The 26160-nt window shown below is 39.3% G+C and carries 30 protein-coding genes and 1 tRNA gene; 28 read left to right on the top strand and 3 right to left on the bottom strand.

All coding sequences use genetic code 11. The annotated features are described in order from the left end of the window. Positions 1–225 precede the first annotated feature (225 nt). The 9 genes from AL038_RS15985 (at position 226) to AL038_RS15950 (ending at position 8673) form a co-directional block, all read left to right on the top strand. A complete protein-coding gene (locus AL038_RS15985) occupies positions 226–990 on the top strand; it encodes a quinoprotein dehydrogenase-associated SoxYZ-like carrier (protein WP_062154513.1) in 765 nt (254 codons plus the stop codon). Next, on the top strand, positions 987–1928 hold the full coding sequence (locus tag AL038_RS15980; protein ID WP_062154510.1) for a quinoprotein relay system zinc metallohydrolase 1: 942 nt from the start codon (positions 987–989) through the stop codon (positions 1926–1928). Before AL038_RS15985 ends, AL038_RS15980 begins: the two co-directional genes overlap by 4 nt. 127 nt (positions 1929–2055) lie before the next feature. Further along, positions 2056–3093 carry an FAD:protein FMN transferase gene (locus tag AL038_RS15975; protein WP_062154508.1) on the top strand — a complete coding sequence of 346 codons (1038 nt, stop codon included), beginning with the start codon at positions 2056–2058 and terminating at the stop codon, positions 3091–3093. 233 nt (positions 3094–3326) lie between these two features. Continuing rightward, entirely contained in the window at positions 3327–3461 is a 135-nt protein-coding gene (locus tag AL038_RS18840) for a hypothetical protein (RefSeq protein ID WP_272898028.1), read from the top strand. Positions 3462–3769: 308 nt separating this feature from the next. Next, entirely contained in the window at positions 3770–4633 is an 864-nt protein-coding gene (locus AL038_RS15970; protein WP_062154506.1) for a YicC/YloC family endoribonuclease, read from the top strand. A 5-nt stretch (positions 4634–4638) separates the two neighbouring features. Continuing rightward, the gene (gmk, locus tag AL038_RS15965) at positions 4639–5286 is read left to right on the top strand and encodes a guanylate kinase (RefSeq protein ID WP_062154504.1); all 648 of its coding nucleotides are present in this window, start codon (positions 4639–4641) and stop codon (positions 5284–5286) included. Further along, a complete protein-coding gene (locus tag AL038_RS15960; RefSeq protein ID WP_062154502.1) occupies positions 5287–6009 on the top strand; it encodes an acetyltransferase domain-containing protein in 723 nt (240 codons plus the stop codon). Positions 6010–6280: 271 nt separating this feature from the next. After that, positions 6281–7729: a cytochrome c oxidase accessory protein CcoG gene (gene ccoG, locus AL038_RS15955; protein WP_062154501.1), complete on the top strand. Its 1449-nt coding sequence runs from the start codon at positions 6281–6283 to the stop codon at positions 7727–7729. A 2-nt stretch (positions 7730–7731) separates the two neighbouring features. Further along, positions 7732–8673: a FixH family protein gene (locus tag AL038_RS15950; RefSeq protein ID WP_062154498.1), complete on the top strand. Its 942-nt coding sequence runs from the start codon at positions 7732–7734 to the stop codon at positions 8671–8673. A 92-nt stretch (positions 8674–8765) separates the two neighbouring features. On the opposite strand, the gene AL038_RS15945 is transcribed toward AL038_RS15950, so the two are convergent. Further along, entirely contained in the window at positions 8766–9038 is a 273-nt protein-coding gene (locus AL038_RS15945; protein WP_062154496.1) for a hypothetical protein, read from the bottom strand. Between the two features lie 380 nt (positions 9039–9418). Here AL038_RS15945 and AL038_RS15940 point away from each other — a divergent pair, with 380 nt between their 5' ends. From AL038_RS15940 to AL038_RS15860, 18 genes are all read left to right on the top strand, one after another. Next, positions 9419–10735, top strand: coding sequence for a homoserine dehydrogenase (locus AL038_RS15940; protein ID WP_062154494.1), 1317 nt, complete (start codon positions 9419–9421; stop codon positions 10733–10735). Positions 10736–11128: 393 nt separating this feature from the next. After that, positions 11129–12169 carry an alpha/beta fold hydrolase gene (locus tag AL038_RS15935; RefSeq protein ID WP_062154492.1) on the top strand — a complete coding sequence of 347 codons (1041 nt, stop codon included), beginning with the start codon at positions 11129–11131 and terminating at the stop codon, positions 12167–12169. A 170-nt stretch (positions 12170–12339) separates the two neighbouring features. After that, a tRNA-Ser gene (locus tag AL038_RS15930) sits at positions 12340–12431 on the top strand. Between the two features lie 226 nt (positions 12432–12657). Beyond that, positions 12658–13653 (top strand): GTP 3',8-cyclase MoaA, encoded by a 996-nt coding sequence (gene moaA, locus AL038_RS15925; protein ID WP_062154490.1) that lies wholly within the window; start codon positions 12658–12660, stop codon positions 13651–13653. A 267-nt stretch (positions 13654–13920) separates the two neighbouring features. Then, a complete protein-coding gene (locus AL038_RS15920) occupies positions 13921–14424 on the top strand; it encodes an RHS repeat-associated core domain-containing protein (protein WP_062154488.1) in 504 nt (167 codons plus the stop codon). Positions 14425–14535: 111 nt separating this feature from the next. Beyond that, on the top strand, positions 14536–14853 hold the full coding sequence (locus AL038_RS15915; RefSeq protein ID WP_062154486.1) for a hypothetical protein: 318 nt from the start codon (positions 14536–14538) through the stop codon (positions 14851–14853). 55 nt (positions 14854–14908) lie between these two features. Then, complete coding sequence (locus tag AL038_RS15910) at positions 14909–15748, top strand: RHS repeat domain-containing protein (protein WP_083991554.1); 840 nt, start codon at positions 14909–14911, stop codon at positions 15746–15748. Further along, on the top strand, positions 15730–16062 hold the full coding sequence (locus AL038_RS15905) for a hypothetical protein (RefSeq protein WP_062154482.1): 333 nt from the start codon (positions 15730–15732) through the stop codon (positions 16060–16062). The genes AL038_RS15910 and AL038_RS15905 overlap by 19 nt, the downstream gene beginning before the upstream one ends. A gap of 501 nt (positions 16063–16563) precedes the next feature. Next, positions 16564–17340, top strand: a complete 777-nt coding sequence (locus AL038_RS15900) for an RHS repeat domain-containing protein (RefSeq protein WP_083991553.1) — start codon at positions 16564–16566, stop codon at positions 17338–17340. Positions 17341–17501: 161 nt separating this feature from the next. After that, positions 17502–17924, top strand: a complete 423-nt coding sequence (locus AL038_RS15895) for a hypothetical protein (RefSeq protein ID WP_145917121.1) — start codon at positions 17502–17504, stop codon at positions 17922–17924. Between the two features lie 43 nt (positions 17925–17967). After that, positions 17968–18297, top strand: a complete 330-nt coding sequence (locus AL038_RS19020; RefSeq protein WP_474117486.1) for a hypothetical protein — start codon at positions 17968–17970, stop codon at positions 18295–18297. After that, a complete protein-coding gene (locus tag AL038_RS15890; protein WP_062154474.1) occupies positions 18294–19115 on the top strand; it encodes a hypothetical protein in 822 nt (273 codons plus the stop codon). The genes AL038_RS19020 and AL038_RS15890 overlap by 4 nt, the downstream gene beginning before the upstream one ends. A 64-nt stretch (positions 19116–19179) precedes the next feature. Continuing rightward, positions 19180–19674 carry an RHS repeat-associated core domain-containing protein gene (locus tag AL038_RS19015; RefSeq protein WP_083991552.1) on the top strand — a complete coding sequence of 165 codons (495 nt, stop codon included), beginning with the start codon at positions 19180–19182 and terminating at the stop codon, positions 19672–19674. A 6-nt stretch (positions 19675–19680) separates the two neighbouring features. Beyond that, positions 19681–20307 (top strand): hypothetical protein, encoded by a 627-nt coding sequence (locus tag AL038_RS15880; protein WP_062154470.1) that lies wholly within the window; start codon positions 19681–19683, stop codon positions 20305–20307. A gap of 78 nt (positions 20308–20385) precedes the next feature. Further along, complete coding sequence (locus AL038_RS15875; protein WP_062154468.1) at positions 20386–20598, top strand: hypothetical protein; 213 nt, start codon at positions 20386–20388, stop codon at positions 20596–20598. Between the two features lie 48 nt (positions 20599–20646). Then, the gene (locus tag AL038_RS15870) at positions 20647–21084 is read left to right on the top strand and encodes a DUF6896 domain-containing protein (RefSeq protein ID WP_062154466.1); all 438 of its coding nucleotides are present in this window, start codon (positions 20647–20649) and stop codon (positions 21082–21084) included. A 136-nt stretch (positions 21085–21220) separates the two neighbouring features. Next, the gene (locus AL038_RS15865; protein WP_161575472.1) at positions 21221–21376 is read left to right on the top strand and encodes a hypothetical protein; all 156 of its coding nucleotides are present in this window, start codon (positions 21221–21223) and stop codon (positions 21374–21376) included. 5 nt (positions 21377–21381) lie between these two features. Next, complete coding sequence (locus AL038_RS15860) at positions 21382–21603, top strand: hypothetical protein (RefSeq protein WP_062154464.1); 222 nt, start codon at positions 21382–21384, stop codon at positions 21601–21603. A 317-nt stretch (positions 21604–21920) separates the two neighbouring features. Here AL038_RS15860 and AL038_RS15855 read toward each other — a convergent pair whose 3' ends face one another. After that, a complete protein-coding gene (locus AL038_RS15855; protein WP_062154462.1) occupies positions 21921–24158 on the bottom strand; it encodes a CHASE2 domain-containing protein in 2238 nt (745 codons plus the stop codon). A 246-nt stretch (positions 24159–24404) separates the two neighbouring features. After that, a complete protein-coding gene (locus tag AL038_RS15850) occupies positions 24405–24797 on the bottom strand; it encodes a gamma-glutamylcyclotransferase family protein (protein WP_083991551.1) in 393 nt (130 codons plus the stop codon). On the opposite strand from AL038_RS15850, the gene AL038_RS15845 reads away from it, so the two are divergent. After that, positions 24796–26145 carry a DUF58 domain-containing protein gene (locus AL038_RS15845; protein ID WP_062154458.1) on the top strand — a complete coding sequence of 450 codons (1350 nt, stop codon included), beginning with the start codon at positions 24796–24798 and terminating at the stop codon, positions 26143–26145. The genes AL038_RS15850 and AL038_RS15845 overlap by 2 nt on opposite strands. Positions 26146–26160: the final 15 nt, after the last annotated feature.

Genomic DNA, 26160 nt, shown 5'->3' with positions numbered 1-26160 from the left:
TCTATTTTCACATTGTTACATACCTACTTTAAAGATTAGCGCGCTAGTTTAATCCTCATTTCTTATTCAGTTCTCTTTTTTATATGGGTGCGTTAGCGGTAACATAACGCACCCATATAAAGTATTTGCTGCTATTTTTTCATTAATGATTACAATCAATTCCTAACTTATTTATCACAACTAACAACTTATAACGACTACAAAAATTCCCCGAAGGAGACCTTAATGCGCATTCGACGCGGTTTTAACCTGCTATTACTGCTTATTCCCATCTTGCCCACCCAATTATGGGCGAATCCCCCACCTGACGACCCGCTTAAATCCGTACAATGGATAACCATGTACAACTTGTTTTTAAATAAAAAACCCGTTGTTTTTGACAGTCGTGTTAACGTTATCGCGCCCGAATCGGCAGAAGATTCTATGCACGTTCCCGTTGTCGTGCGTGTTAATGAACTTACTGATATTCAAGAAATTCTTATTTTTGCCGATTTTAATCCCCTGCCTAAAGTTCTCCGTTTTATCCCAACACATGCCAGTCCTTTTATTGGTTTTCGCCTGAAACTTCAACAAGCAACACCTGTTCGCGCGGCTGTTTTAACGCCGACAGGTTGGCATGTGGGTGGTGTGTGGATTGATGCCGCAGGGGGAGGATGTACGCTACCGAGTGCAGGACGTACTGCAAACACATGGGAAAGTACATTGGGCAAGATACGTGGGCGATTATGGACACATGAAAACACGACGCGCGGGAAAATTCAGCTCATGCACCCTATGGACACAGGCTTAGTGAAAGGGATTCCCGTTTTTCACCTAGAAAAAATTCTGCTAACACAAGCGGATGGACAAATACTATTACAACTTGAACCATTTGAACCTATCAGCGAAAACCCAATTTTTACCTTTGAGATTCCTAACAACGATACAATCATTAAACTCAGCGCGACCGATACAAACGGCAATTCATTCACAGGAGAGCTACAGAAATGAAATATTACATCCTCTTAGCTTGGTTAAGTATGGTTAGCGTTAACGCCTATGCGTTGAATTATGCACTAACGCCCGAAAAAATCGCGCCTGATACGTATGCTTTTATCGGTAAAACAGAAGATTTTAGTCCCCAAAACGGGGGAAATATCATCAATACAGCGTTTATCGTTACAAATAACGGTGTGATTGTGATTGATACAGGAGTTTCTCAGCTCTATGGCAACGCGCAACGTGCGGCGATTAAAACGATAACCGATAAACCTATTCTTAAAGTTATCCATACAAATTATCACCCTGACCGTTTTTTAGGCAATCAAGCCTACCACGATGTCACCATCGCCGCGCTACCCGCCACAATACAAGGGATGAAAGAACACGCTGAAGACTTTACAAATAATATGTATCGGATGATAGGCTCATGGATGCAAGGGACTGAGGCACAATTTCCGACAGAATCTTTGCAAGCGGGTGAATTAATTATCGATAACCACGCCTTACAATTGTACGCACTACAAGGACATACGCCTGCTGACTTGGTCATTCTTGATAAAACAACGGGCGTACTATTTACTGGCGGCGTGGTGTTTTACCAACGAATGCCAACCACACCAAGCGTCACCCGTTTAGAAGATTGGTTAACAGAATTAGACACACTAGAAAAGATTCCCTTTAAAATATTGCTTCCCTCACACGGTGCGCCAACCTCAGACAAACGGGCAATTATACAAACCCGCCAATATTTACAATGGTTAGCTCAGACATTGAACACAGCGGCAGAATCAGGATTAGATATGGCAGAAGTGATGCAAACAGAACTCCCTGATATGTTTGCAACGCTTGGTGTGGGACATGTGGAATTTGTCCGCTCAGTAGTACATTTATATCCCGCTTTAGAAATCAACGCATTAAATTTGCCCACTGAGGAAAATCATCAATAGAGACTTCATAGCGCGTCCGTTAAATCCCGCCTAGCCCCCTTTTCCAATTCCAAAAGGGGGAATCTTTCTTATCCTGACGGCTTTATCACTACCGATTGTTTTAATTATTATCACTAGGAAATTTAATATGTTAAAAAAAGTTTTACCGCTAACCTTTCTACTAGGATTATTAGCGGGATTAAGCAGTTGTAATTCTGTACCAGAACCCTTGCAATTAACAGGTGATTCAATGGGTTCAACGTATCACGTTACCATATCACGATTGCCCGCAACCATGACGGCTGAACAAGCGAAAGCGGCGATTGAACATATTTTGACGCGCATGAATGAAACCGTGTCAACCTATCATGAAAATTCTGAAGTCTCTCGTTTTAACCGCTCTACCAGTACCGATTGGTTTAGCGTATCGCCTGAAGTCGTAACCATTACTGAAGAATCCCTAAAAGATAGCGTGTTAAGTCAAGGGGCGTTTGATGTCACATTAGAACCGTTAATTACATTGTGGGGATTTGGCGCACATTCTAATTTAATGGAAGAACGCATCCCCTCAGAAACAGAAATTCAAGCAGCACTGGCTAAAACAGGCTATAAAAAACTGGAAGTACGCAAAAATCCACCCGCCTTGAGAAAAACAGAACCACAAATAACCATTGATTTATCAGGCATTGCTGTTGGATTTGCTGCGGATGAAGTTGCTGAATATTTTGAAAAGCAAGGGATTCATGATTATTTGGTTGATATGGGGGGAGAATTGCGCGTTAAGGGACACAACCCACAACAACAGCCGTGGCGAGTTGCAATTGAAAAACCCTTACTTAACCAACGTGAAGCACAACGTATTGTTGAAATGACCGACCATGCGATTACAACGGCAGGCGATTATCGTAACTACTTTGAAAAGGATGGTAAACGTTACTCACACATTATCAATCCACGCACAGGGCGACCAATAGACCATAATTTAGCAGCCGTCACGGTTATTCATGAAAGCGCGTTAGTTGCCGATGGCTTAGATACCCTGTTAATGGTATTAGGTGCGGAGCAAGGCTATGATTTAGCAGTTAAAGAAGGCTGGGCAGTTTTCTTTTTAGTAAAAACCCCAGAAGGATTTCAGGAGAAATATACCCCTGAATTTGCAAATTTTTTAGTAAAAGAAAACCCTTAAAATTAAATAAAGTAGCGGTATATAAATCCGCTACTTGCATAGTATTAACATTCACAATCACTGATTCGCCAAACCATAACAGAAATAAAGTTGCTATTAAAAGATACTCAACCTCATAAATTTACAGATTTAATTTTTAGCTAGTGCATATTGCACCCATTAGCTTGCTTGCTGGAATGTAGAAAAACAACTATTAGTTAGTCACAAGGGTACAAAAATAAGGGGGAGCGATTATGTCACTGACGATGGGAATTATTGGCTTATTATTAATAGGGTTATTAATGGGCGCGGGCATTGTGGGATATAAAATGATGATGACCGTTAAATCCGTTGCACAAACAGAAGATGACGAACATTTATTTATTTAACACTTATTAGTAAACCGTATTCAATAATAAAAATAAACGCGCATTGCCTACATCAGGATTCATACGGTTTACTAAGTTTAACCGTTACCACAAATTCCAAAAATCCAGATTAAAGCTAGATTAATCAGAAAAATGCGTTAATAAAAACAAACCTCTTTTTCTGCCTTATTCATTTGGCACTATCACATTTTACGCGGATAAACGTAAAGAGGACGTGACAGGTTCACGTCCTCTTTTTTTGATAAAAATATCGCAACAGTGAATATGGTATATTGCGCGTTCTATTCGCTGAACACAGGATTATAGCCATGATTCGCAGTATGACCGCCTTTGCGCGAGAAGAACATCAAGAAATATGGGGGAAAGTTTGTTGGGAACTTCGCTCCGTTAATCACCGTCATTTGGATTTATCCATTCGTTTACCTGAAGAATTTCGCAGTTTAGAGCCATTATTCACTGAACGCCTCCAACAGAAAATTAAACGTGGTAAGGTCAACTGTGCATTGTATTTTCAGTCCACCCAACAAACAAATAACGCGCTAAATATTAATGTTGAATTAGTCAATCAGATTTATCAAGCAACCCGTAAAATTAATGAAATTACAGGACAATCTAGTCATGTAGATGCGTTAGATATTTTAAAATTTCCCGGTGTATTAAATCTGCCTACGCTAGATATTGAACAAATCAGCGATACGTTGTTAAAACACTTAGATGGTGCTGTTAAGCAATTAATTGCTCACCGTGAACGAGAAGGCACACAATTAGCGTTACTGATTCAACAACGATGTGAAGCTATCGCACAAGCAGTGCAACAAATTCGTGCTGAATTACCTCAAATTTTATCAGGACAACGTGAACGCTTGTTAAACCGTTTATCTGAGTTAAAAGAATTAGATAATGACCGCGTTGAACAAGAAATGGTTATTCTTGCACAGAAAATGGATGTTGCTGAAGAATTAGACCGTTTAGAAACGCATTTGCTGGAAGTGAAAGAAATTTTTACTCAAGATGAACCCATAGGCAGACGACTAGATTTTTTAGTTCAAGAATTACACCGTGAGGCTAATACCTTAGGCTCAAAAGCAAATCATATTAGTACAACGCATTGTGCGATTGAATTAAAAGTATTAATTGAACAAATCCGCGAACAAACACAAAACATCGAATAAGTTTTATGACGCTTAATCAATCCTATCCAGTGACAGGCAATCAACAAGGCGTGCTATATGTGATTGCCGCGCCCTCGGGGGCAGGAAAAACCAGTTTAGTTGCTGCATTGTTACAGCGCGTAAGCAACATTTGTGTCTCTGTTTCACATACAACCCGCGCCGCTCGTCCAGCCGAAGTTAATGGTGTGAATTATCATTTTGTGAGTATTGCAACCTTTGAAGCGATGCTAACCAATGCAGTTTTTTTTGAACATGCAAAGGTTTACGACAATTACTATGGCACATCGAAACAAACGGTTGTTGAAAAATTACAACAAGGTATTGATGTTATTTTAGAAATTGACTGGCAGGGCGCGCAATCCGTGCGGGCGTTAATGCCTGACAGTGTGAGTATTTTTATACTTCCGCCATCCCGTCAAATTTTAGAACAACGTTTGCGTGCGCGTGGGCAGGATACAGAAACCGTTATCACACGACGGATGCAGGCAGCCGTCGCAGAAATGAGCCATTATTCAGCGTTCGATTATGTTGTTATCAATGACCAATTCGAACAAGCATTACAAGATTTACAAGCAATTGTGCAAACACAACGTTTAACACGGGCGCGCCAACAGGTGAAGTACGCGCAATTACTAACAGAATTATTAGCTTAAATGATGCTTGCTACACCCGCTACACGCTTTTCCCTTATTGATGCTAGTCGTGGGTTTGCCATTGTGTTAATGGTGATTTATCACGCCTGCTATGACCTTAATTACTTTCATTTTGTTGACTGGAATTTGTATGAATCCCCCTTTTGGGTCAATTTTCGTACATTCATTGTAACGTTGTTTATTGGCATTGCGGGCATCAGTTTGTCCCTTGCTTGTCGTCAATCCGTATTAAGCCTGACCTATTTGCGCCGTTTAGGGTTATTAATTTTGTGTGCGTTGTTGATTAGTGCGGTTAGTTTCGCGCTGTTTCATCAACGTTATATCTTCTTTGGAATCCTACATTTTATGGTTGTAGCGAGCATTATTGGTTTAGCCTTTGTTCATCGTGCATGGTTAAGTTTAGGTGTCGGTATTATCTGCTTACTCATGGGGTTATTAATACAACATCCTGTATTTAATCAACCTAGTTTGCAATGGGCAGGCTTGATGACGCATAAACCGCATACGGAAGATTATGTTCCCTTTTTGCCTTGGTTTGGTGTGTTTTTGCTCGGCATGTTTATTGGGGAACGAGGACAAAATTTTTTATCTATTTACAATAAATTAGATTATGTAGGTCAGCCATTACTCTGTTGGTTAGGTAAACGGAGTTTGTGGATTTATCTTGTGCATCAACCTTTGTTAATGGGCATTTTATTTCTTGTTGCACAGCTAAAAAGATAATTTGTTTTTTGATTAAAAACTGTCTGCATCAACGTTTTTAAACCACGAAAGTAGTACGGATACCACCACTTAAAGCCGTGTTATCCCGCTTAAAAAACGATTCAAGTTGACAGACACTAATGCCGTAATTTTCTTGTTTTTCATTCTAACATCATGATTCATAAGCTCTTTAATCTTCAATAATGAAAAGCATGGTTTCCGATAGTTTTTTGTTAATTGTATCTATCCCGTAGTAAATTCTTTTTCACCCTTTAAGTTAAATGAGTCTTTTATGAAACCTATTGAAAACTCAACGTTATATCCAAACGTTCGCAAAGGAAAAGCGCAAGCGATTCCGTCCGAGGATGTAGAGCAGTCGCTTTATGCTAAACGCCAAAAAATTTATCCTCGACAAGTACATGGCTTGTTTGCGCGCTTGCGAATTACTAGCGTTTTAACTTTATTGGGTATTTACTATATTTTCCCTTGGTTACAATGGGATGGACGGCAGGCTGTTCTATTTGATTTACCCGCACGCCAATTTTATATTGGTGGGTGGATTTTTTGGCCACAAGATTTTATTTATCTTGCATTTTTACTGATTATTGCTGGGTTTAGCTTGTTCTTTTTCACGACCTTAGCAGGGCGTTTATGGTGTGGTTATGCCTGTCCACAAACGGCATGGACTGAAACATTTTTGTGGATGGAACGGTTAGTTGAAGGTGACCGTAGTCGCCAGATGAAACTGGATAAAGAACCCATGTCCGCGCGGAAATTTCGGATTAAAGCTACTAAACATGGTTTATGGATAGGTTTTTCATTGATTACGGGTTTTACTTTTATTGGTTATTTCACACCCATTCGGGAATTAATGGATAATTTAATCCCTTATAATCTTTCGGGTTGGGAAACATTTTGGTTTTTTTTCTATAGTGCTGCAACCTATGGTAATGCAGGGTTTATGCGTGAGCAAATCTGTATTTATATGTGTCCTTATTCCCGTTTCCAAAGTGCTATGTTTGATAAGGATACGCTGATTATTGCTTATGATGCAGAGCGGGGTGATCCACGCGGCTCACGGAAAAAAGGCGAGGATTATCAAGCAAAAAATCTAGGTTCATGTATTAATTGCACGATGTGTGTGCAGGTTTGTCCGACGGGTATAGATATTCGTGATGGTTTGCAATATCAATGTATTGGTTGCTCTGCTTGTATTGATGTCTGTGATGACATAATGGAAAAAATGAACTACCCAAAAGGGTTAATTCGTTACACCACCGACCATGCAATTCATGGTAATAAAACGCATATTCTCCGCCCTCGTATTCTTGTTTATGCCACATTATTGCTTACGTTATTTGGATTACTGATTTATTCCATTGCTATCCGTGTGCCTGTGCAATTGGATGTGATGCGCGACCGTAATATGCTCTATCGGGAAAGTAATGAGGGCTTAATTCAAAACGTCTATATGTTAAAGTTGATAAACAAGGATATACACCCACATCAATTTACTGTTACCGTCAATGGCTTGCAAAATATTCAGTTAGAAATGGATAGCACTATTATTGAGGTGGCAGGTAGTAGTTTGTTGGATTTACCTGTACGTGTTAATGTTGCGCGTGACGATATTCCTGAACAAAGCAATACAATAGAATTTACACTTGCTGTTGAGGGTCAACCTGACTGGACAGTAACAGAAGATGCACGGTTTTTAGGTCCTTTAAAACGCTTGAGATGATTATGTCCACAGAAAAAATTTTTACCCGTTGGTATAAAGAACCCTTTGTATGGTTTATTATTTTCTTTCCGCTGACGGCTGTTATTGCGGGGTTTTTCACCTTAGATTTAGCCATTGAATCTAACGATGGAATGGTTGCGGATGACTATTATAAAAGCGGTCTCGCTATTAATATGACGTTAGAGCGGGATAAAGAGGCTATTGCGCTAGGGCTTAAAGCGCATATACAGTTAGACAAGGTGAGCAAGTCTTTATTGTTGACGCTAAAAGCATCGCCAACCTATCAATACCCTGAAACCATCACATTATCCTTTCTCCATCATACACAATCTGGTTATGATCAGACGCAAGTCTTGAAACGCGTGGGTGATGACAGTTATCAAGGTGTTTTTCCTGAACTGATTGATGGCAATTGGTATGTATTACTCAATACAGATAAGACCGATAAAAGTACCACAGATAAAGAATGGCGGTTGTTAAAATCTGTACACACACCATTAACCGAGCTTTCTATCGAACCTAATTCTGTAACGGCGGCTAGTGATTATTATAATGATGGATTAGCCGTCAGCATAAGCGTAGCGCAAGACCAAGAAGCCGTTAATCAAAGACTTGAAGCCTATTTACAACTGGATAAGCCACACAATCCTTTGTTATTAACGCTCAAAGCCCTGCCAACTTTTCAATATCCTGAAATGATTACCCTCTCCTTTTTTCATCAAACACAAGGGAATTATACGCAGACACAAGTCTTAAAGCGGGTTGGCGATGACCGTTATGAAGGTGTTGTACCCGAGCTTGCTGAGGGAAATTGGTATGTACAACTCAATGCAACAACAGTAGAGAAGAACACACAAACTAAAGCGTGGCGACTACTGAAATATGTACACATCCCATTGATAGAAAAAGAACTCATTGTTAAATCGTTTTTTGTAACGCGATAAATAAGTCTCTCGTAAAAGTGACACGGATATCACCTTTTTAACGGGTGTTATCCGTTTATCTTTTAAAAATCATCCATCGACAACCATTACAATTACTTATCAATCCACTCTTTGCGATACACTAATCGATCAACAAATTGTACTTTAATCGTTGCTTTATCCCCTTCCCAATACGCTTCAACACCTAACGCTGTAACACCTGCCGCTTTTGTTCTATTAGGTTCACCCATAATATCATTCACTTTTGTATCAGTCATGCCAATCTCAATCCGCTCAAAATTGCTCTTACTAACGGTTGAACCCATACACGCCACCAACCCAAAAGAAATGACAAATAATACAGCTAATCTAATGATATATCGCATAATTAATCCCTCATCTTTATTATACAGAAAAAACCATTTGTCAAAAAAATACTACCTCTTATCCTGTTAAACACAGTATAACCCAGCGAAAAATCCTACTATTCAATCACACTTAGTGGTAACCCATTGTTAAGCCCGCACCGCGCAATCGTTGCGGGTCTTTTTTTGTCTAAATATCTTCTAAATTCCGCATATCCCACCTAAAAAATCATTTACTCTTCAAATACCTTAACAGAACATTGTACACGGCTTTTGAGAAACACCGCGTTGATTAACACAATCTGGTATGATTATCGTTCAAACCCTCCACAAGAGGCAGTGTTAATTTTGAATCATCCATTCATTATTTGTCATTAAACGGCGTTAAAAAAGGAAATCGCATGTTAAACCCAGTCAAAGTCGGCTTACTTGGACTCGGCACAGTTGGTGGCGGCACAATTAATGTTTTACAACGTAATGCACAAGAAATTTCACGGCGTGCAGGACGTGGCATTGTTGTAACCCATGCTAGCGCGAGAGATTTAACCAAACCACGCCTATGTCACACGGATGGAATTACTTTAACAACAGAACCTTTTGATGTCATCAATGACCCCAATGTTGACATCATCGCCGAACTAATTGGCGGAACAACACTGGCAAAAGAGCTTGTTTTAAAAGCTATTAATAATGGAAAACACGTTGTTACCGCCAATAAAGCCTTAATTGCTTTACATGGTAATGAAATTTTTGCCGCCGCCCAACAAAAAGGGGTAATGGTCGCATTTGAAGCGGCTGTTGCGGGTGGAATTCCTATTATCAAAGCAATTCGTGAAGGATTAACAGGGAATCAAATTGCGTGGCTTGCAGGGATTATTAATGGCACAAGTAACTTTATTCTCAGTGAAATGCGCGACAAAGGACGCGATTTTGCGGACGTATTAAACGAAGCGCAACGCCTAGGCTATGCAGAAGCTGACCCAACATTTGATGTGGAAGGTATAGATGCGGGGCATAAGTTGACCATTCTTGCCTCGATTGCCTTTGGTATTCCCCTGCAATTTGACAAGGTTTATACCGAAGGGATTACACAAATTACCCGCGAAGATGTCGGTTATGCAGAAGAATTAGGCTATAGAATCAAACTATTAGGTATTGCAAAACGCACAGAGAAAGGCATTGAATTACGTGTGCATCCTACTTTTATTCCCGTGCAACATTTAATTGCTAACGTCAATGGTGTGATGAATGCCATCGTGGTACGTGGTGATGCGGTCGGACAAACGCTCTATTATGGTGCAGGTGCTGGCGCAGACCCCACTGCTTCTGCGGTTGTTGCTGATTTAGTGGATGTTGTGCGAATGCTGACAACCGACCCTGAAAATCATGTCCCACATTTAGCGTTTCAAGCCAATGCGTTATCCAATGTTGCTATTTTACCCATCAGCGATATTGAAAGTATTTACTATTTACGGATGACTGCGTTAGACCGCTTAGGTGTATTAGCACAAGTCACACGAATTTTATCGGACTGTGGCATTAGCATTGAAGCCATCATGCAAAAAGCCCCCCCAGATGATGTTGACCAAGTGCCTATTGTTTTACTAACACATGCTGTTTTAGAAAAACAGGTTAACCAAGCTATCGCGCAAATTGAAGCATTAGAAGGTATTCATGGACACGTAAAGAAAATTCGTGTCGAAATGTTAGAACAATAATCGATTTCCTCTCTGATAAAGTCTGATAAAGACGCAATTCATCGCGTCTTTATCACGCTCAACAAATCACCCGCAAAAATAGTATAAATACCACCGCTTAAAACAACGTTGGTCGCAACGCCTTTTTTTAATACGTTTACAAGTACTCAGGTTAATCCCCACTAAAATAACGGAAATTTTTGCGCCAAATTTATTGTGCATTGCACAAAAAAAGCACAGATTATCTCGATTTACACACATTTACTGCGCAAAAAACACAAGTTTTTTTAATTTAAAAATAAAATTGATTATAAATTAATAAAATAGAATATTGGCATAATCCTTGTGATGGGTTGTAACCTTATACGGTGTTTTACACCTTGTAAAACCCATTGTAGTTGCAGGGGATTTATTATGCGTAACCAACACGCCTTTGAGGCTTATCTTAAGCTCATACTCCTTTTTGGAATTCTTCATACAACCTTCATTCACGCCCAAGAGCCACAAACACTGCCCGCTGAATTAAAAGGTTTAACCATGCCCGGTAATTTGGTTTCTGTGGGGGATCATCGATTACATATTTACTGTACAGGGGAAGGCTCACCTGTGGTTTTAATGGATGCAGGTCTGGGCGGAACATTTATTGACTGGTCACGAATTCAACCAATGGTTGCACAATATACCCGTGTTTGTACCTACGATAGAGCAGGTTATGGCTGGAGCGAGTCTGGTACATCACCACGGACTAGCTCAACCATTGCAGAAGAATTATTTACCCTCGCAAAAAATGCGCATCTTGCCCCCCCTTACATTGTGGTTGGACACTCTTTTGGCGGTTTCAACGTTCGTTTATTTGCCAGCCACCACCCTGCGGAAACCGTAGGCATGGTTTTAGTGGATGCATCACATGAAAAACAATTTAGCCGTTTTGCTAAAGAAACCCAGCAAAATCTTGCACCCACAACAGGCGCGCAAATCGCTTTTTTAAGTCGTCCCCTAATTCCAAACAATTTACCCGCAGACAAGCAAGAACTAGCCAAGCGGATGCTAGCAACCGAGCGGATGTACGGCAGTTTACTCAGCGAAGTATCATCAATGAGAACGAGTGCGCAAGAAGTGTTTAATGCTTCAGAAATTACTGTTCCCCTCGTGGTTATTTCGCGTGGCACGCAAGCATGGCAAAACAATCCACGGGGTGCGCAATTAGAAGCCTTATGGCAAGAATTACAAGATGATTTAGCAAGCCACAGCCCACATAGCGCACATTTAATCGTACATGACAGCAGCCACTATATACACCTTGATAAACCACAAGTTGTTATTGAATCCATTAACAGTTTAGTTGCAATCTATCGTCATGAACGAGCGTTACAAACGGAATTAGACCGCTTAAGCGCGCGTTGGAGCAGTCATCCGACAAAGAATGTTATTGCTTTGGCGATAGAAACCAATTAATCCGAGTCCCAACAGGATTTTTAAAATTCGTAACACACACAGAATACTAAAAATCCTGCTGGATTTAACTTTAACATCGGTAAAAATTAACCAGTTGCATCATAAACACGGCATTGTGCTTGTTGTGTTATATATAAACGATTAGAATAATCAGCTCAATTGCCTTGTACGGAGAAGTACCGAAGTGGCTATAACGGCACCGACTCGAAATCGGTTGGGGGCGTAATGTTCCACGCGGGTTCGAATCCCGCCTTCTCCGCCATCTTTGCTTATTCCCTTTCTGATTACTTATATCTTGTAATCAATCTATTGCATAATTAGCTACCTTATTTGCCTCTTGTTTCTACTGTTTTAACGCCCATGTTTAGAACTGGATGACTAGCCCGTTCATTAGCCGTGTTCGCCCTGCTTTCTACGGAAAAACCGCTATAATTAGTTTACAAAAACACTCGGAAATAAAACACCAAATTTGTGAGAACTAGATAACAATGCAAACAACCCAACTTATTGACAAATTCAATCGTAAGGTCAATTATTTACGTATTTCTGTTACTGACCGTTGCGATTTTCGTTGCGTCTATTGTATGGACGAGCAAATGACTTTTTTGCCGCGCGCGCAATTGTTGACGCTGGAAGAAATCGAGTTGATTGGACGTGCATTTGTGGAACTAGGGGTAACAAAAATTCGGATTACAGGCGGTGAACCATTAGTTCGTAATAATGTCATGCAACTGTTTGACAAACTGGGACAACTAACCAACTTAAAAGAATTGGTTTTAACAACAAATGGTTCACATCTACACACATTGGCACAACCCTTAAAAAATGCTGGGGTAAAGCGAATCAATATCAGCTTAGACAGCCTTAAAGCAGAACGATTTACGCAAATTACACGTGTAGGTCAGCTTTCTACGGTCTTACAAGGCATAGATACGGCATTAAAAGTTGGTTTTGAACGCCTTAAACTGAATACAGTGATTCTGAAAAATCGGAATGAAGACGAAATAATCGATTTGGTAAATTTTGCGATTGATAAAGGGATTGATATTAGTTTTATAGAAGAAATGCCTTTAGGCATCATTGGGGAACATGACCGTGCTGTCGCTTATTATTCCAGCGACCAAATTCGCCAAGTGCTAACCTCCGTATTTAGCTTAATTCCGACGACAGAGACAACAGGCGGGCCTGCAAAATATTACCGCATTCCCAATACAGAAACCCGAGTCGGATTTATTTCGCCACACAGTCATAATTTTTGTGAATCCTGTAATCGCGTGCGCCTAACAACAGAAGGGCGTTTGTTATTATGTTTGGGACAAGAACACTCTGTAGATTTACGGCGTGTTATTAGAGCTAATCCATACGATATTGAACCGCTAAAACAAGCCATTATTAACGCAATGGAAATTAAGCCAAAAGGACATGATTTTGATTTAACCCGTAGCCCTGTCATTCTGCGTTATATGAATATGACAGGCGGGTAACTTACTGTAAAGTAAAAACTATTTTGCAAATCATGATACTATCAAAGATGGCATAGGTGCTGAACCTACCCGATGATGCTCGTATTGCTCCAAATAACCCTGATGAACAAGAGCATTAAAAGCTAACAAATGTAGGATGTAGCTCAGCATCATATACCTATCTTTTGAACTTCCAACGCGTTTATACACCCTACTCAACCACTACAATGTATTAGCTAAGTCCAACTCCCCAGTAAAACCGTTAAATACATCTCCAGAGTTTCAACCGTGACGAGTAAAGACCCGATTGGGTTTGCGGGGGGCGATAGTAATTTGTTTGAGCATGTGGCTAACGACCCTGTGAATTGGGTTGACCTGAATGGATTGGGAAAAATTGGTTTAGCTATCAATTTTACAAAAAAGACGTGGAACCATATTAGAGGAAGACATGTTGATCGTCATAATCCAAGCTGGCAAAACAAAAGAAAATTTAGCGACCCATCCCAAATAGAAAAAAATGCTAATAAAGTAGTTAAAAATCCTGATGTAGAGACTATCCAACCAGATGGAAGAACCCTATATGAAAGGGATTTAGGACGTAAAATTGGAACACAAGGAGAAACAGTAGATAAGCATAATGAAGTAATTACAACTTTTCCAGCAATGACTTATAAAGTACCTGGAGCTACTCTAGGAGTAGCAATTTTTGGTGATAATTTGCTCGGAGAAGGAGTTGATTTTTTCAATCCGCTGTCGGATGTACAGGATGTTATCGATTTTTGCTCACAATAACGTTGATACAATGGTTCTTTCAGGTTAGTTCAGGTAGATGGATATCATATATTTAAGGTAATGATATCCATTTCTTATATCTGTCAAATTCAGATTAGATAAGGAGAATAAATGGCATATTCTATTTTTTTAGGTACATCTCAAAAACGGACTGAAATACATCTATTTGAATTAGAAGAAAGTATGCATGATTATATTTTTGTAAAAAATAAATCTTTAATAAAGAAAGAGTCACGTTTTTATCGCATGTCTGATTACTATAAAGACGCGATTATTTCTTGCAGTGATATGGAAGTATTTATCTCAGAACTTAATGAACTTATTCGTTGTAGCTCAGATGATAAATTAAATATTTTATTGGAGCTAATAAAAAGTATCTGTCTTCTTGGTGTATCTCAAGGAAAGAATATGTATTGCTTTAGTGATTAGCCAGCATAGGGTAGGTTAGATGCGTATCTTCGCACTGTAACGCACCAACTTTTGAATTATTCCAACGTTTTTTAACAACCTCTTTAGAGAACTAAACGCAGAAACCTATCTTTATGATGCCAATGGAAACCGCCTCAATAACACCACCAGCTACGATATCCAAGACTGTTTATTGCAATACGGCACAAACACTTACAGCTATACCAAAAATGGCGAATTGCTGACTAAAAATAACACGCCGTACCACTACGACGTATTAGGCAACCTCCACCATGTCCAACTTCCCACAAAAACCATTGAATACGTCATTGATGCCAAAAACTGTCGGGTTGGTAAAAAAGTCAATGGTGTTCTAACACAAGGCTTTATCTATCAAGGCAAACTCAAACCTGTTGCGCAATTAGACGGTCATGGAGAAATTATTGCTCGTTTTGTTTATACCTCAAAAGCAAACATCCCTGATTACATTATCAAAAATGGTAACACCTACCACATTATCTCTGGCCATTTAGGCAGTCTCCGTTTAATCATCGATGTACAACAACGCTTAAATTACGATGCATTTGGCAACATCATTGAAGATACCAATCCAGAGTTTCAACCGTTTGGGTTTGCGGGTGGGTTGTATGATGTTGATACCAAACTCACACGGCTTGGTGTACGGGATTATGAGGCGGAAACGGGGCAGTGGACGAGTAAAGACCTGATTAATTTTAAAGGTGGTAGTGCTAATTTATTTAAGTATGTGGATAGTGACCCTGTTAATTGGATTGACCCGCTTGGGCTAGAGACCATTTTCCTAATTACCACTGATTTTTATTTTATTTTCCCATTGATTCACATGCTGCCGTTTTTATCGAAAATAATGGAAGACCTATGTTATATGATCCAGTAGGTAGTTATGGCCAAAATGGAATAAAAGGAGAAAATGATATAACTTATGATCAAGATGCAACTTTAAGTAATACCATAGATTTCTATGCAATAGATAGTAAAGTAACACTTATAATCTTTCCAACAACAAAAGAAGATGAACAAACAATTGCTACTAACATGGAAGAACGTGGAGGACAAATAGGTGGATATTGTGCATATGCTGTTTCCAGTGTTGTTGATGGTATTGGTCTATTTAAAAACCTTGGTGTACACAGGTTACCAGGTAATTTAAACAAAGCTCTAACGGCAAGTCAAAGAAATATAAAAAGATGATATTAGTGAGAAAAGTGTTTTTCTTGTTATCCTTATTATTCATATTAATAGGCACAACATTTATTTTTTATGTGCATCTAGTTTTCTTTCCTCATCTTCAGAGCATAAAGGAGATATATAACGTAACACCAGAAAAACAGAAAGTCTTTCTCATTTCCCATCAGGATATTTTTTTATGTGCAAAAAAAAGGCAATTATTCCCTTTTGTTGCACGAAGCCTAATGAAACAATTTTTGTTAATAGACAATATGAGACCATTAGAATGGCACATTCAATTTTTTCTTTGGTGTTATCTTATTAAATGGTTTTTAAGTGAAAATGAAATACTTATTCTATATTTTCATTATGATATGCCATTTAACAACATAGGAAATCTCTCTAGCGATTTATTTAACAAAGAGTTAAATACGTTGACCAGAGATGAAGTTGTTGTTCTATTTTGTATTATAAAAAGGATTATAAGACCTAAACCCTCTTGTTCACTCTGCCTCAAAAGCCAATATCCCTGATTACATTCTCAAAAATGGCAATACCTACCGCGTCATCTCCGACCACTTAGGCCGTCCGCGCTTAATCATCGATGTACAAACAAGCGTAATTGCACAACGCTTAAATTACGATGCGTTTGGCAATATCACTGAAGACACGAATCCTGAGTTTCAACCGTTTGGGTTTGCGGGAGGATTGTATGATATTGATACCAAACTCACACGGTTTGGTGTACGGGATTATGAGGCGGAAACGGGATGGTGGACGAGTAAAGACCCGATTAATTTTAAAGGCGGTAGTGCTAATTTATTTGAGTATGTCGGTAGTGACCCTGTGAATTTTATTGACCCAACAGGATTGGAATATGCTGAAGCATTTGCAATGGCTGGAACTGCCATTGGTACTACTGTTGCTATAGGAGGTTCAATTGCTGTAGATGCTGCCACAGGTGGACTTAATATCCTTGCAACTCCTACCAAAATTGCAATTGGTGCTGCGGTAGGCGGCACTATTGGTTATGGGGTTGGTTCAATCATTGATATCATCATGTTTAAGGATGAGGATGTACCCCGTAAAGGACCTCCTGAACAGTGGGTTGATGGAAAAAGAAGATCCAGATTATATGACGATGCGGGCAACCCTAAAGTAGATATCGATCAACCTCATCAAGGGGAAAAGGATACTCACGTGCATGAATGGGACAAAGGGATACGTGAACACCCTGGTCGTCCTGTAAGTCCACTTCCCTCGGGTCACCCTGCAAGATGTCCAGGTGTTGTAATTAAGTAAGATAAATGTAGTACTAGAGTTGGGGTTATTGTCTAATAAATCAGCAAAATCTTTACTCTAGTACCGCAAATTTTCTTTGTAAAAAGCTAGTTAGAACTCACTTTATAAGGTTAAAAAATATAGTCATGATAGATTTCAGTAGATTTATGGAAACAAACATAATGGCTGTTTCTATTATCAAAGCAACTCATGAGCATGATGTATCTATTTTAATATTGGACCATGAGCAAAATTATTGGGTTCTAACTGCCCATTCAGTCAGTGAATTTAGTTTCACTCAGTTGTATTTATCAAATATCATATACGAGATTTGCTTACTCAATGAGAATAATACTAACCTTGAAGAGTTACGTAATACGCTCTTTTTTCTACTTGGTGGTCATGAATATGCTGATGAACATAAGCAATTTTTGTGGAAACCAGTTGAGCGTGTACTTCAAGAGATAAAAAACGCTGAAAGAGTTCTACTAGAAATAGAACCTGTGGCAGGTGCACATATCCTATTATTAGCGAAAGCAATATCGTTAGAACATAAAGGTAAACAAACATTGACTCTACCCCATGCTGGAATGTGGCAAATATAGCTAAGCTAAGTAGGGTGAGCATTGCCCACCTTACCACTACAATATCCTAGGCAACCTCCGCCAAGTCCAACAACCCAACAAAACCATTGAATACGTTATCGATGCCAAAAACCGTCATGTCGGTAAAAAAGTCAATGGTGTATTAACACAAGGCTTTATTTATCAAGGCAAACTCAAACCCGTTACCCAATTAGACGGTCATGGAGAAATTGTTGCTCGTTTTGTTTATGCCTCAAAAGCCAATATCCCTGATTACATTCTCAAAAATAGTAACACTTACCGCATCATTTCCGACCATTTAGGCAGTCCGCGTTTAATCATCGATGTACAAATGGGCGTAATTGTACAACGTTTAAATTACGATGCATTATGACAAATTTACTCCTAACGACGTTAGTTTTCACTTTTTTTATTATCCCCAACATTGAACAACCGATAGATGTGCCATTATGGAAGGCGGTTGTACGTGCTAATGTTATCACCATAGGGAAGGTAACGGGTCTTTCTGAAACTGATAATTCATTTACCGCAGACTTTCAAATAATTAGTACACTTAAAGGCAGTATTCTTAAAACCGACCAAGAAGTCACTTTTTATACTGAAAAACATAAAAGCTTATTTAAAAACTGTCTTAAGCAAGATTGTATTGTTTTTTTGGGTAAATCACCTGATTCTGATGAAATTTCTCTCTTTAATTGGTCAAAAGCTATCACAGACATTTCCAAAGAGACAGCTTTCACTCGAATGGTAAAACAAGAAATTCTCCAACAAGTAACCGATGTAAAAAAAGTTCACGATTATTTAAATCAAAATCCATTGAATGAGGAGTTAACAGTAAAACAATTTTTAGTGGATATTTTTGATAAAGAGAAAGTATATAAAGCCTATGACCAACTCCAAACACTAGATGTCAGCGTTGCTCCTGCGTTGATTAAATACATGGACGATAGGAGAGTGTTACCTTATCCAGGATTAGGACTTAATTCCCCTCATGTTTTTGAAGATGGAAGTGTTGAGGATATTACTCACTATTCTCCAGATTTAGTCATTGATTTACTTGATACGATGTTGGGAGAAATAACAGGAGAAGGCAGTGAGCTTTATAATGGGGGGACTGAAGAGATACGCAAAGAAAGAGTCTTTTTTTGGCATGTTTGGTTGTGTCATAAGCAACCTGTTTTTTGTGAATAGTAAGCCAAGTAGGGTGGCATCGTCCACATCACCATTACGATAAGTCCAACAACCCAACAAAACCATTGAATACATCATCGATGCCAAAAACCGCCGTGTTGGTAAAAAAGTCAATGGCGTATTAACACAAGGCTTTATCTATCAAGGCAAACTCAAACCCGTTGCGCAATTAGACGGTAATGAAGAAGTTGTTGCCAGATTTGTCTATGCTTCAAAAGCGAATATCCCTGATTACATCCTCAAAAACGGCAATACTTATCGAGTTATCTCCGACCACTTAGGCAGTCCGCGCTTAATCATCGATGTGCAAACAGGCTTAATTGCGCAACGCTTAAATTACGATGCATTCGGCAACATCATTGAAGATACCAATCCAGAGTTTCAACCGTTTGGGTTTGCGGGTGGGTTGTATGATATTGATACCAAACTCACACGGCTTGGCGCACGGGATTATGAGGCGGAAACGGGACGGTGGACGAGTAAAGACCCGATGGCGGGAGTGCTAATTTATTTGAGTATGTGGGGAATGACCCCATTAACTTTATGGAAGATAAGGTGAATTATTATGGTGTCAAATGCTGGTGTAAAGATGGTATGTAGTTGTGTGGTTATTGGAGATATCGTAATACCAGCATTTACTTTATATAAGAATAAAATTCTATGCATAAAGCTACCAAGAAATATCTGCAAAGCAGAAATAAATACTGTCTTTAATATGTTACTTAAAAAGTATCGCACTAATAGTTTAAAAGTTTTTGGCAAACCATCAAGAGTGGGGGTGTTGTTATTTTTAAATGACTCCTTATTTTTTAGATATAAATGGTATAAAAAAACGGCTCTTGATTATTTGAAGACATTTGCGAATTTAAGTACTTATCAAGCTGAGGAAGTATTATGTAGCATGAATATTTTTGCATCTACAACGGTCAAGTTCTTAAGTTGCACACAACGATTATTGATTGAAATTGAGATAGCTTGTAGCCATTCTGATGTTCTCATATTTTCTCTTGATGGATTAGACCCATTAGGGAGCAATATCATTGTGGAATATGTTAGAAGTAAGCTCTTTAAAATATCGGCAATTTGTATTTGTACCCCTTTAGTAAATAATGTTGCTTATTATGAATCTGATGCCTGCTCAGATACCAATATGATTAATGAGGAATACATTTATGTCCATAAACAAACATAAAGTGCGTTAGGTGCATATTTTTGCCCGCAATGCACTGTTTCACTTACAATACCAATACCACCTCAATTACGCCACTAGGTGGATTATCAAACGGCGTATATTCCGCCTGTTTTACCCGAGATAACCGCCCCACAAACTCAATATATTTGGAATGTGGACAAAGAACTGACGCAAATTATCCGCCCTGATGGACAAACCGTTACACTTAATTATGCGCAAGGACATTTAGACAGTTTAACCCTACCCAATGGCACACAAACACTCAGTTATGACCCACAAAGAATTTGGTGATGAACTGATGATGCGCGCTGCTGAAGCACGAGTTAGAGATTACTGATTATGCGTAAGAAAATTTCCGCTGCACATTTTATAGTCCATGTATCTTTTTTTATTGAATTACAGAGACAATTACTTCGTGCATTTACAAGAAAATTTCCTAATATTAATGATTTTGAGTTGTTACTAGATTTCCCCAGAAAAGGAGTAGTTAATATTCGTACTGAACGGTGGAAATTCAGAAAACATGGACTTGGTCTGTATTTTAGAAGGAAATCTTTACAGCCAAATTATGTAGTAGACATGCATACTTGTTTTACAAATCCATATTATATAGATAGTTGGAGGCTATTCTTGTTTTTAGAGTCACTTGATAAACATGTGCCTCAAAATGAGATTACTATGATTTTAGAAAAAATGGTATCTAAAGGAATTTTAAACGCAGAAAAATATGGATATCAGTTGAAAAAGAAAAAATCTAGCCAGTATAAAACGCGTTAGGTGCATATTTTCGCACCATAACGCACCGTCCCAATGGCACACACAAACACTCAGTTATGATGCACAAGGATGAATCACGAGTTTAACCGCTGTTGATGGTAGCGCACTCAGCTATACCTACGACGGTTCACCGGCTTTGTCAGAAACCAGCACAGGCAGCGTAAATGGTAACTCACGACTCAGAGAACTTAAAGAACGAAGTCTTGACCCTAAAAGTTGTATCACACCTGATACAAAAGTCCCTGTTGACGAACACACGCCCGATTATTCCGATTTTTATGATATGGATTAAAAAATATGGATAACCGCGCTCTTGCCTATGATTTGATACGTCAAGCATTTCTAGATATTCGTTATTTCTCTTACAGTGAAAAGGGTTATAAAGGTATCTTTAAGGTAACAAATTTACTTCATAATCTTCCTTCAGAAATTGAAATTATCGAAAGAGAAAATGGTGATTTCTCTGAGATAATAGAGAAGTTAAAAGAACGGGCACAAATGCTTGATTGTAAGTCTTGACTAAATGGCGCAATCCAAAATTTTCAAAGTCGGCAAGAATAATAAGCCAGCATAAAACGCGTTAGGTGCATATTTTCGCACCATAACGCACCGTCCTGATGGACAAACCGTAACATATACCTACGACGGTTCACTGGCTTTGTCAGAAACCAGCACAGGGACAGTGAATCGTTTGGCTTTGATTTTTGTATTGAATCGGATATTGAAGTTGTCCCTTTTGTGTGTTTTGGTTATGTCTTTGGGAAGAATAAAAAATCTCTGTTGTCAATAGATGGATATTTTTCAATCTATTACATTTGTATTTATTACTCTGTACGCTACTTCGTTGTGAAAGTGTAAACCCCATCCCATGCTTCAGTGGGTGGATTTTGTTGAAAATAGTCAATGCGTTCTAGGTAAACTTTGTACAATTTTCGTTCAGGATATTGTTCATATAATCTTGTAAAGGCTTGTTGTGCAAGTGTCCATTGTTGTTGTCGATATTGTTTTAATGCTTGTTCGTATAAAGCTAATTCAAGTAGAACTTGTTGTAAGGCTTCACTACGTAAACAAAGGGGTTCAAAAATACCAACGGGTTTATCTTTGCCTTTGACGCGCACATAATCCAATTCTCTATACAAGTAGTCTGGGGCGGCTTTACATGTATTTTCGCTCACCACAAAGCTGACTCCGTATTGTTTAGTAATGCCTTCTAAACGTGACCCTAAGTTAACCGCATCGCCCAGCACTGTATAGGCCATGCGAAAACTAGAACCCATGTTGCCAACGCTCATAATCCCCGTGCTTAAACCGACACCAATTTTAATCGGTGGCCAGCCACGTGCTTGAAAACTGGCTTGGATTTCGTCTAGTCGCTTAAGCATTTTTAAACCCGCTTCAATCGCATGGGTCGCGTGTTGTGCATCGTGTAAGGGTGCGCCCCAAAATGCCATGATGGCATCGCCCATGTATTTATCGATAGTGCCACGATATTCATGAATAATTTCTGTCATGGGGCTAAGATAGGCATTCATTAGTGTAGATAATTCTTTTGGGGATAAGCCTTCTGAGATGGTAGTAAACCCTCGCACGTCAGAGAATAATACGGTCATTTCTCGATTTTCACTTTCCATTGAGAGATTTAGGCTTGGGTCTTTGCTCATTTCATCGACTAGCTCTTTAGGAACATATTCACCAAAGCGATTTGCGAGTTGTTTTTTGCGTCGTGTTTCTACAAGGTAGCCATAGCTCATGTTAAATAGGAATAGGGAGAGCATGAGTAGTGAGGTTGAGGCGAGTGGAAAGATAAGGCGTAATTCTTCCCAAATGCGTACATTTAGCCAAAACATGAATAGAATGACGATGATTGTGCCGCCCATTGCTAGTAATGGACTGAATATAGGGAGAATAATAATCATAACCACGCCTATAGACAGTAATAGCATAATTTCCATTGCTGTCGCATAGACTGGGTTTTGCATGATGCGCTCTCCGAGTAGCCCCGATAATAGCGTCGCATGAATTTCTACACCGGGATAAACACCCGCAACGGGGGTAGGACGCAAGTCTAAAAGCCCTTGTGCGGTTGTGCCTAGTAATACGATTTTATTTTTTAGTATGTCTGGGGCAATATTGCCATTAAGTACATCCACAGCAGAGACGTAGGTGAATAAACCGGGTTCGCCTTGATAAGGGACTAAGGCGCGTAGGTAGTTATCGACGGGAATTTTAAGGCTGCCTAAGCGCAGGTATTCAACGCTGTGGTAACCACTGGCTTCTACTGTACCAAATTCTACAAAAGGTTCTGAAAGAATAACTCTAGCCATTGCAAGACTTAAGGATTCATACAGTTCTCCATTGTAAGCATTGAGCATGGGAACGCGACGAACAATACCGTCTCCATCGGGAATAACATTAAAGTGTCCCGCAGAAACGACGTTATCTTGAAAGATAGGGAGGTTGGCAACATAGCCATTGGCTTCTATAAGACCAACACCATATTCTTGTTGTGCTTTTTCTGTTGCCGCTTTGTTAAACACTGGGGTAGGTAACACACCCGCATGGGTATTACCTCGATAATCAAAACTATAGCCTAGAATAATTCGACGAAAATTTAGGCTGTCTGCAAAGAGTTGGTCATAATCTAAATTGGGCTTTAAGCTATCTAGTGTGGTTTTAAACGTTGGTTGGTCTTTAAATTGGGTTTCTGCCAGTTGTTCCATGATGTGTAAGCCTGAACTTTCATCGGGTTCGGCAAAGACTATATCTAACCCCAATAAATTAATTTTATAGGTGTCGAATAGTTGATTCATGAGTTTTGCAACAACGTTGCGTTTCCAAGGCCAACGTCCTATTTGACTTAGGCTTTTTTCATCAATATCAACAATAACAATATCGTTGTTATGTGTGCCTGTCATGGTCATCCGTAAGCGTGTGTCGTATGTCATGAGTTCTAGGTCGTCAATAAAATGCCATCGACTTGCGCCCGTTGTATGTGCGATAAAAAAAGCTAAGATGCAGAAACTTAATAGTGTTCGTAAGGCATGACGCTTTAGGGTAGAGAAAATACGGGACATGGTATGTGTTGCCTTTTTAGATGTGAGCGCGAGTTATTCATCCGTATTTGTGTTTCACCATTCTAAGCTATTTGCTTTCTCAGATGGTTTTTAAGACGGATATCACCACTTGAAGCGGTGGCATCCTTGTTATTTTTATCTTTAAAGTTTGCAAATTTGGGTAATCTTGAGAGTTCTGATGCAGGTGGCTTTTAATTTGCCTTGACAGCTTATCGCTTAACTATTTTTATAATCAAGTAGATAAAACTATCTATTTTGCCAATGTCCTTTCATGACGCGCGGGTGACGGCGGGCTTGTTTATGTAGATAAATCCATGCTTCTATATGAATACGTTTGGGGAGCAGAATAACGGTTGTTAATTCTCGTTGAAATAAATCGGGATGACGTTCTAAGCGGTCTATCTTGGTTAGTAAGCGATGGTTAATATAATAAACTTCACCATAAGTAATGCCTTTACCACGTCGTGCAAAAGGATAATCTTTACCCGTGTGTAATACAATTTGCGGAGCTTTGGCAAGTTTAGCGGGTAATCCTGCTAAAAAAAAATGATTGGTTTGTCCGCGTTTTAATGTGCCATAAACGAATAAATTGTGCATACTCTTGCTGTCTTGCCTCACATCATGGTTCATTCTATTCATGCGTCGCTTTCTCTTTTATAACTTCCACTTTGTTTACAATACGGACCGTTGGGTTCGTCGCCATTTCACCCAAGCGGGATTGTTAGTTTTAGGTACATTGGTTGCCTCAAGCGTCTTTAGTATTGATACAAGACAAACCTTTGCTTATCAATTGTTTTCTGTTTTATTCGCGTTGTTGTTATTTGCCACGTTATACAGTTTATTTTTTCGTCTGCACGTGGTTGTTAAACGGGAATTGCCACGTTTTGCCACAGTTGGAGAGCCATTACACTATAGAGTATCTATTGAAAATAAAACGGCTAACCCATTTATGGGATTGGTGTTATTTGAAAATATTCATATCGCGCTGCCTTCTTTTACAACCTTTGTCAGTACACAAGTCCCCTATCAGGAAAAATTAAACTGGTTTGATAATTATATCGGCTATCCTCGCTGGATATGGTTAATGGCAATGAGTCGTGGCGCAACGATTGAACCGATAGTATTACCGAATTGTATTCCGCTTGCGCAGATTCATGCTGACGTTAGTATGATTCCATTACGACGGGGATATGTACATTTTACAGGGATGAGCTTTGCGCGTACTGACCCTTTTGGCATTTTTAATGGCTTATACACAGCAGCATGTCCTGATACGTTATTGGTGTTGCCAAAACGTTATCCTGTTGGAAATTTGTATCTATCGGGTTCGCGCCGCTATCAACGTGGCGGTGTACATTTAGCGATGTCGGTTGGGGATGCCGAAGAATTTTATGCCTTGCGCGAGTATCGAGCAGGTGACCCTTTACGTCATATTCATTGGAAAAGTCTGGCGAAATTGAGTAAACCTGTCGTACAAGAATTTCAAGACGAATATTATGTGCGTCATGCGTTGATATTAGATACGTTTACAACGACAAAACACACGGTTTTATTTGAAGCCGCCGTGACGGTTGCCGCCTCCATCACCTGCGCACCGCGTAGTCATGAAATATTATTAGATTTAATGTTTGTAGGGTTACAAACGTACCATTTCAGCAGTGGGCGAGGGTTAGCACAAACCAGCGATTTATTAGAAACTTTAGCCTGTGTGGATATTTGTGCAGATAAAACAATTGAGCATTTATTAAACCTGGTTAAACAACAGGTTAATTCGTTTAGTGGTTGTGTGTGTATTTTGTTGCAATGGGATGCAGGACGACAAGAATTAGTGCGTTTTTTACAATCATTACCTATTTTTTCTTTGGTTTTACTGGTTAGTCATGAGCCTGTGGATATAGACCCTATCGCTTTCCCCGCTGTGCGGGTGTTGCTGAGTCATGAATTAGCCGAAGGCTTAGCTACACTTCCGTTATCTTCTAAAAATTAAATACTTAGGCTATTG

Origin of the sequence: Beggiatoa leptomitoformis (assembly GCF_001305575.3) — a bacterium.
Taxonomy (GTDB): domain Bacteria; phylum Pseudomonadota; class Gammaproteobacteria; order Beggiatoales; family Beggiatoaceae; genus Beggiatoa; species Beggiatoa leptomitoformis.
This window is presented reverse-complemented; position numbering and strand designations above follow the sequence as displayed.

What these genes read in the sequence shown, in the direction of transcription:
- AL038_RS15985 (WP_062154513.1), top strand. Translation starts at nt 226, where the DNA reads ATGCGCATTCGACGCGGTTTTAACCTGCTATTACTGCTTATTCCCATC.
- AL038_RS15980 (WP_062154510.1), top strand. Translation starts at nt 987, where the DNA reads ATGAAATATTACATCCTCTTAGCTTGGTTAAGTATGGTTAGCGTTAAC.
- AL038_RS15975 (WP_062154508.1), top strand. Translation starts at nt 2,056, where the DNA reads ATGTTAAAAAAAGTTTTACCGCTAACCTTTCTACTAGGATTATTAGCG.
- AL038_RS18840 (WP_272898028.1), top strand. Translation starts at nt 3,327, where the DNA reads ATGTCACTGACGATGGGAATTATTGGCTTATTATTAATAGGGTTATTA.
- AL038_RS15970 (WP_062154506.1), top strand. Translation starts at nt 3,770, where the DNA reads ATGATTCGCAGTATGACCGCCTTTGCGCGAGAAGAACATCAAGAAATA.
- gmk (WP_062154504.1), top strand. Translation starts at nt 4,639, where the DNA reads ATGACGCTTAATCAATCCTATCCAGTGACAGGCAATCAACAAGGCGTG.
- AL038_RS15960 (WP_062154502.1), top strand. Translation starts at nt 5,287, where the DNA reads ATGATGCTTGCTACACCCGCTACACGCTTTTCCCTTATTGATGCTAGT.
- ccoG (WP_062154501.1), top strand. Translation starts at nt 6,281, where the DNA reads ATGAAACCTATTGAAAACTCAACGTTATATCCAAACGTTCGCAAAGGA.
- AL038_RS15950 (WP_062154498.1), top strand. Translation starts at nt 7,732, where the DNA reads ATGTCCACAGAAAAAATTTTTACCCGTTGGTATAAAGAACCCTTTGTA.
- AL038_RS15945 (WP_062154496.1), bottom strand. Translation starts at nt 9,038, where the DNA reads ATGCGATATATCATTAGATTAGCTGTATTATTTGTCATTTCTTTTGGG.
- AL038_RS15940 (WP_062154494.1), top strand. Translation starts at nt 9,419, where the DNA reads ATGTTAAACCCAGTCAAAGTCGGCTTACTTGGACTCGGCACAGTTGGT.
- AL038_RS15935 (WP_062154492.1), top strand. Translation starts at nt 11,129, where the DNA reads ATGCGTAACCAACACGCCTTTGAGGCTTATCTTAAGCTCATACTCCTT.
- moaA (WP_062154490.1), top strand. Translation starts at nt 12,658, where the DNA reads ATGCAAACAACCCAACTTATTGACAAATTCAATCGTAAGGTCAATTAT.
- AL038_RS15915 (WP_062154486.1), top strand. Translation starts at nt 14,536, where the DNA reads ATGGCATATTCTATTTTTTTAGGTACATCTCAAAAACGGACTGAAATA.
- AL038_RS15905 (WP_062154482.1), top strand. Translation starts at nt 15,730, where the DNA reads ATGTTATATGATCCAGTAGGTAGTTATGGCCAAAATGGAATAAAAGGA.
- AL038_RS15895 (WP_145917121.1), top strand. Translation starts at nt 17,502, where the DNA reads ATGGCTGTTTCTATTATCAAAGCAACTCATGAGCATGATGTATCTATT.
- AL038_RS15890 (WP_062154474.1), top strand. Translation starts at nt 18,294, where the DNA reads ATGACAAATTTACTCCTAACGACGTTAGTTTTCACTTTTTTTATTATC.
- AL038_RS15880 (WP_062154470.1), top strand. Translation starts at nt 19,681, where the DNA reads ATGGTGTCAAATGCTGGTGTAAAGATGGTATGTAGTTGTGTGGTTATT.
- AL038_RS15870 (WP_062154466.1), top strand. Translation starts at nt 20,647, where the DNA reads ATGCGTAAGAAAATTTCCGCTGCACATTTTATAGTCCATGTATCTTTT.
- AL038_RS15860 (WP_062154464.1), top strand. Translation starts at nt 21,382, where the DNA reads ATGGATAACCGCGCTCTTGCCTATGATTTGATACGTCAAGCATTTCTA.
- AL038_RS15855 (WP_062154462.1), bottom strand. Translation starts at nt 24,158, where the DNA reads ATGTCCCGTATTTTCTCTACCCTAAAGCGTCATGCCTTACGAACACTA.
- AL038_RS15845 (WP_062154458.1), top strand. Translation starts at nt 24,796, where the DNA reads ATGCGTCGCTTTCTCTTTTATAACTTCCACTTTGTTTACAATACGGAC.
- AL038_RS15850 (WP_083991551.1), bottom strand. Translation starts at nt 24,797, where the DNA reads ATGAATAGAATGAACCATGATGTGAGGCAAGACAGCAAGAGTATGCAC.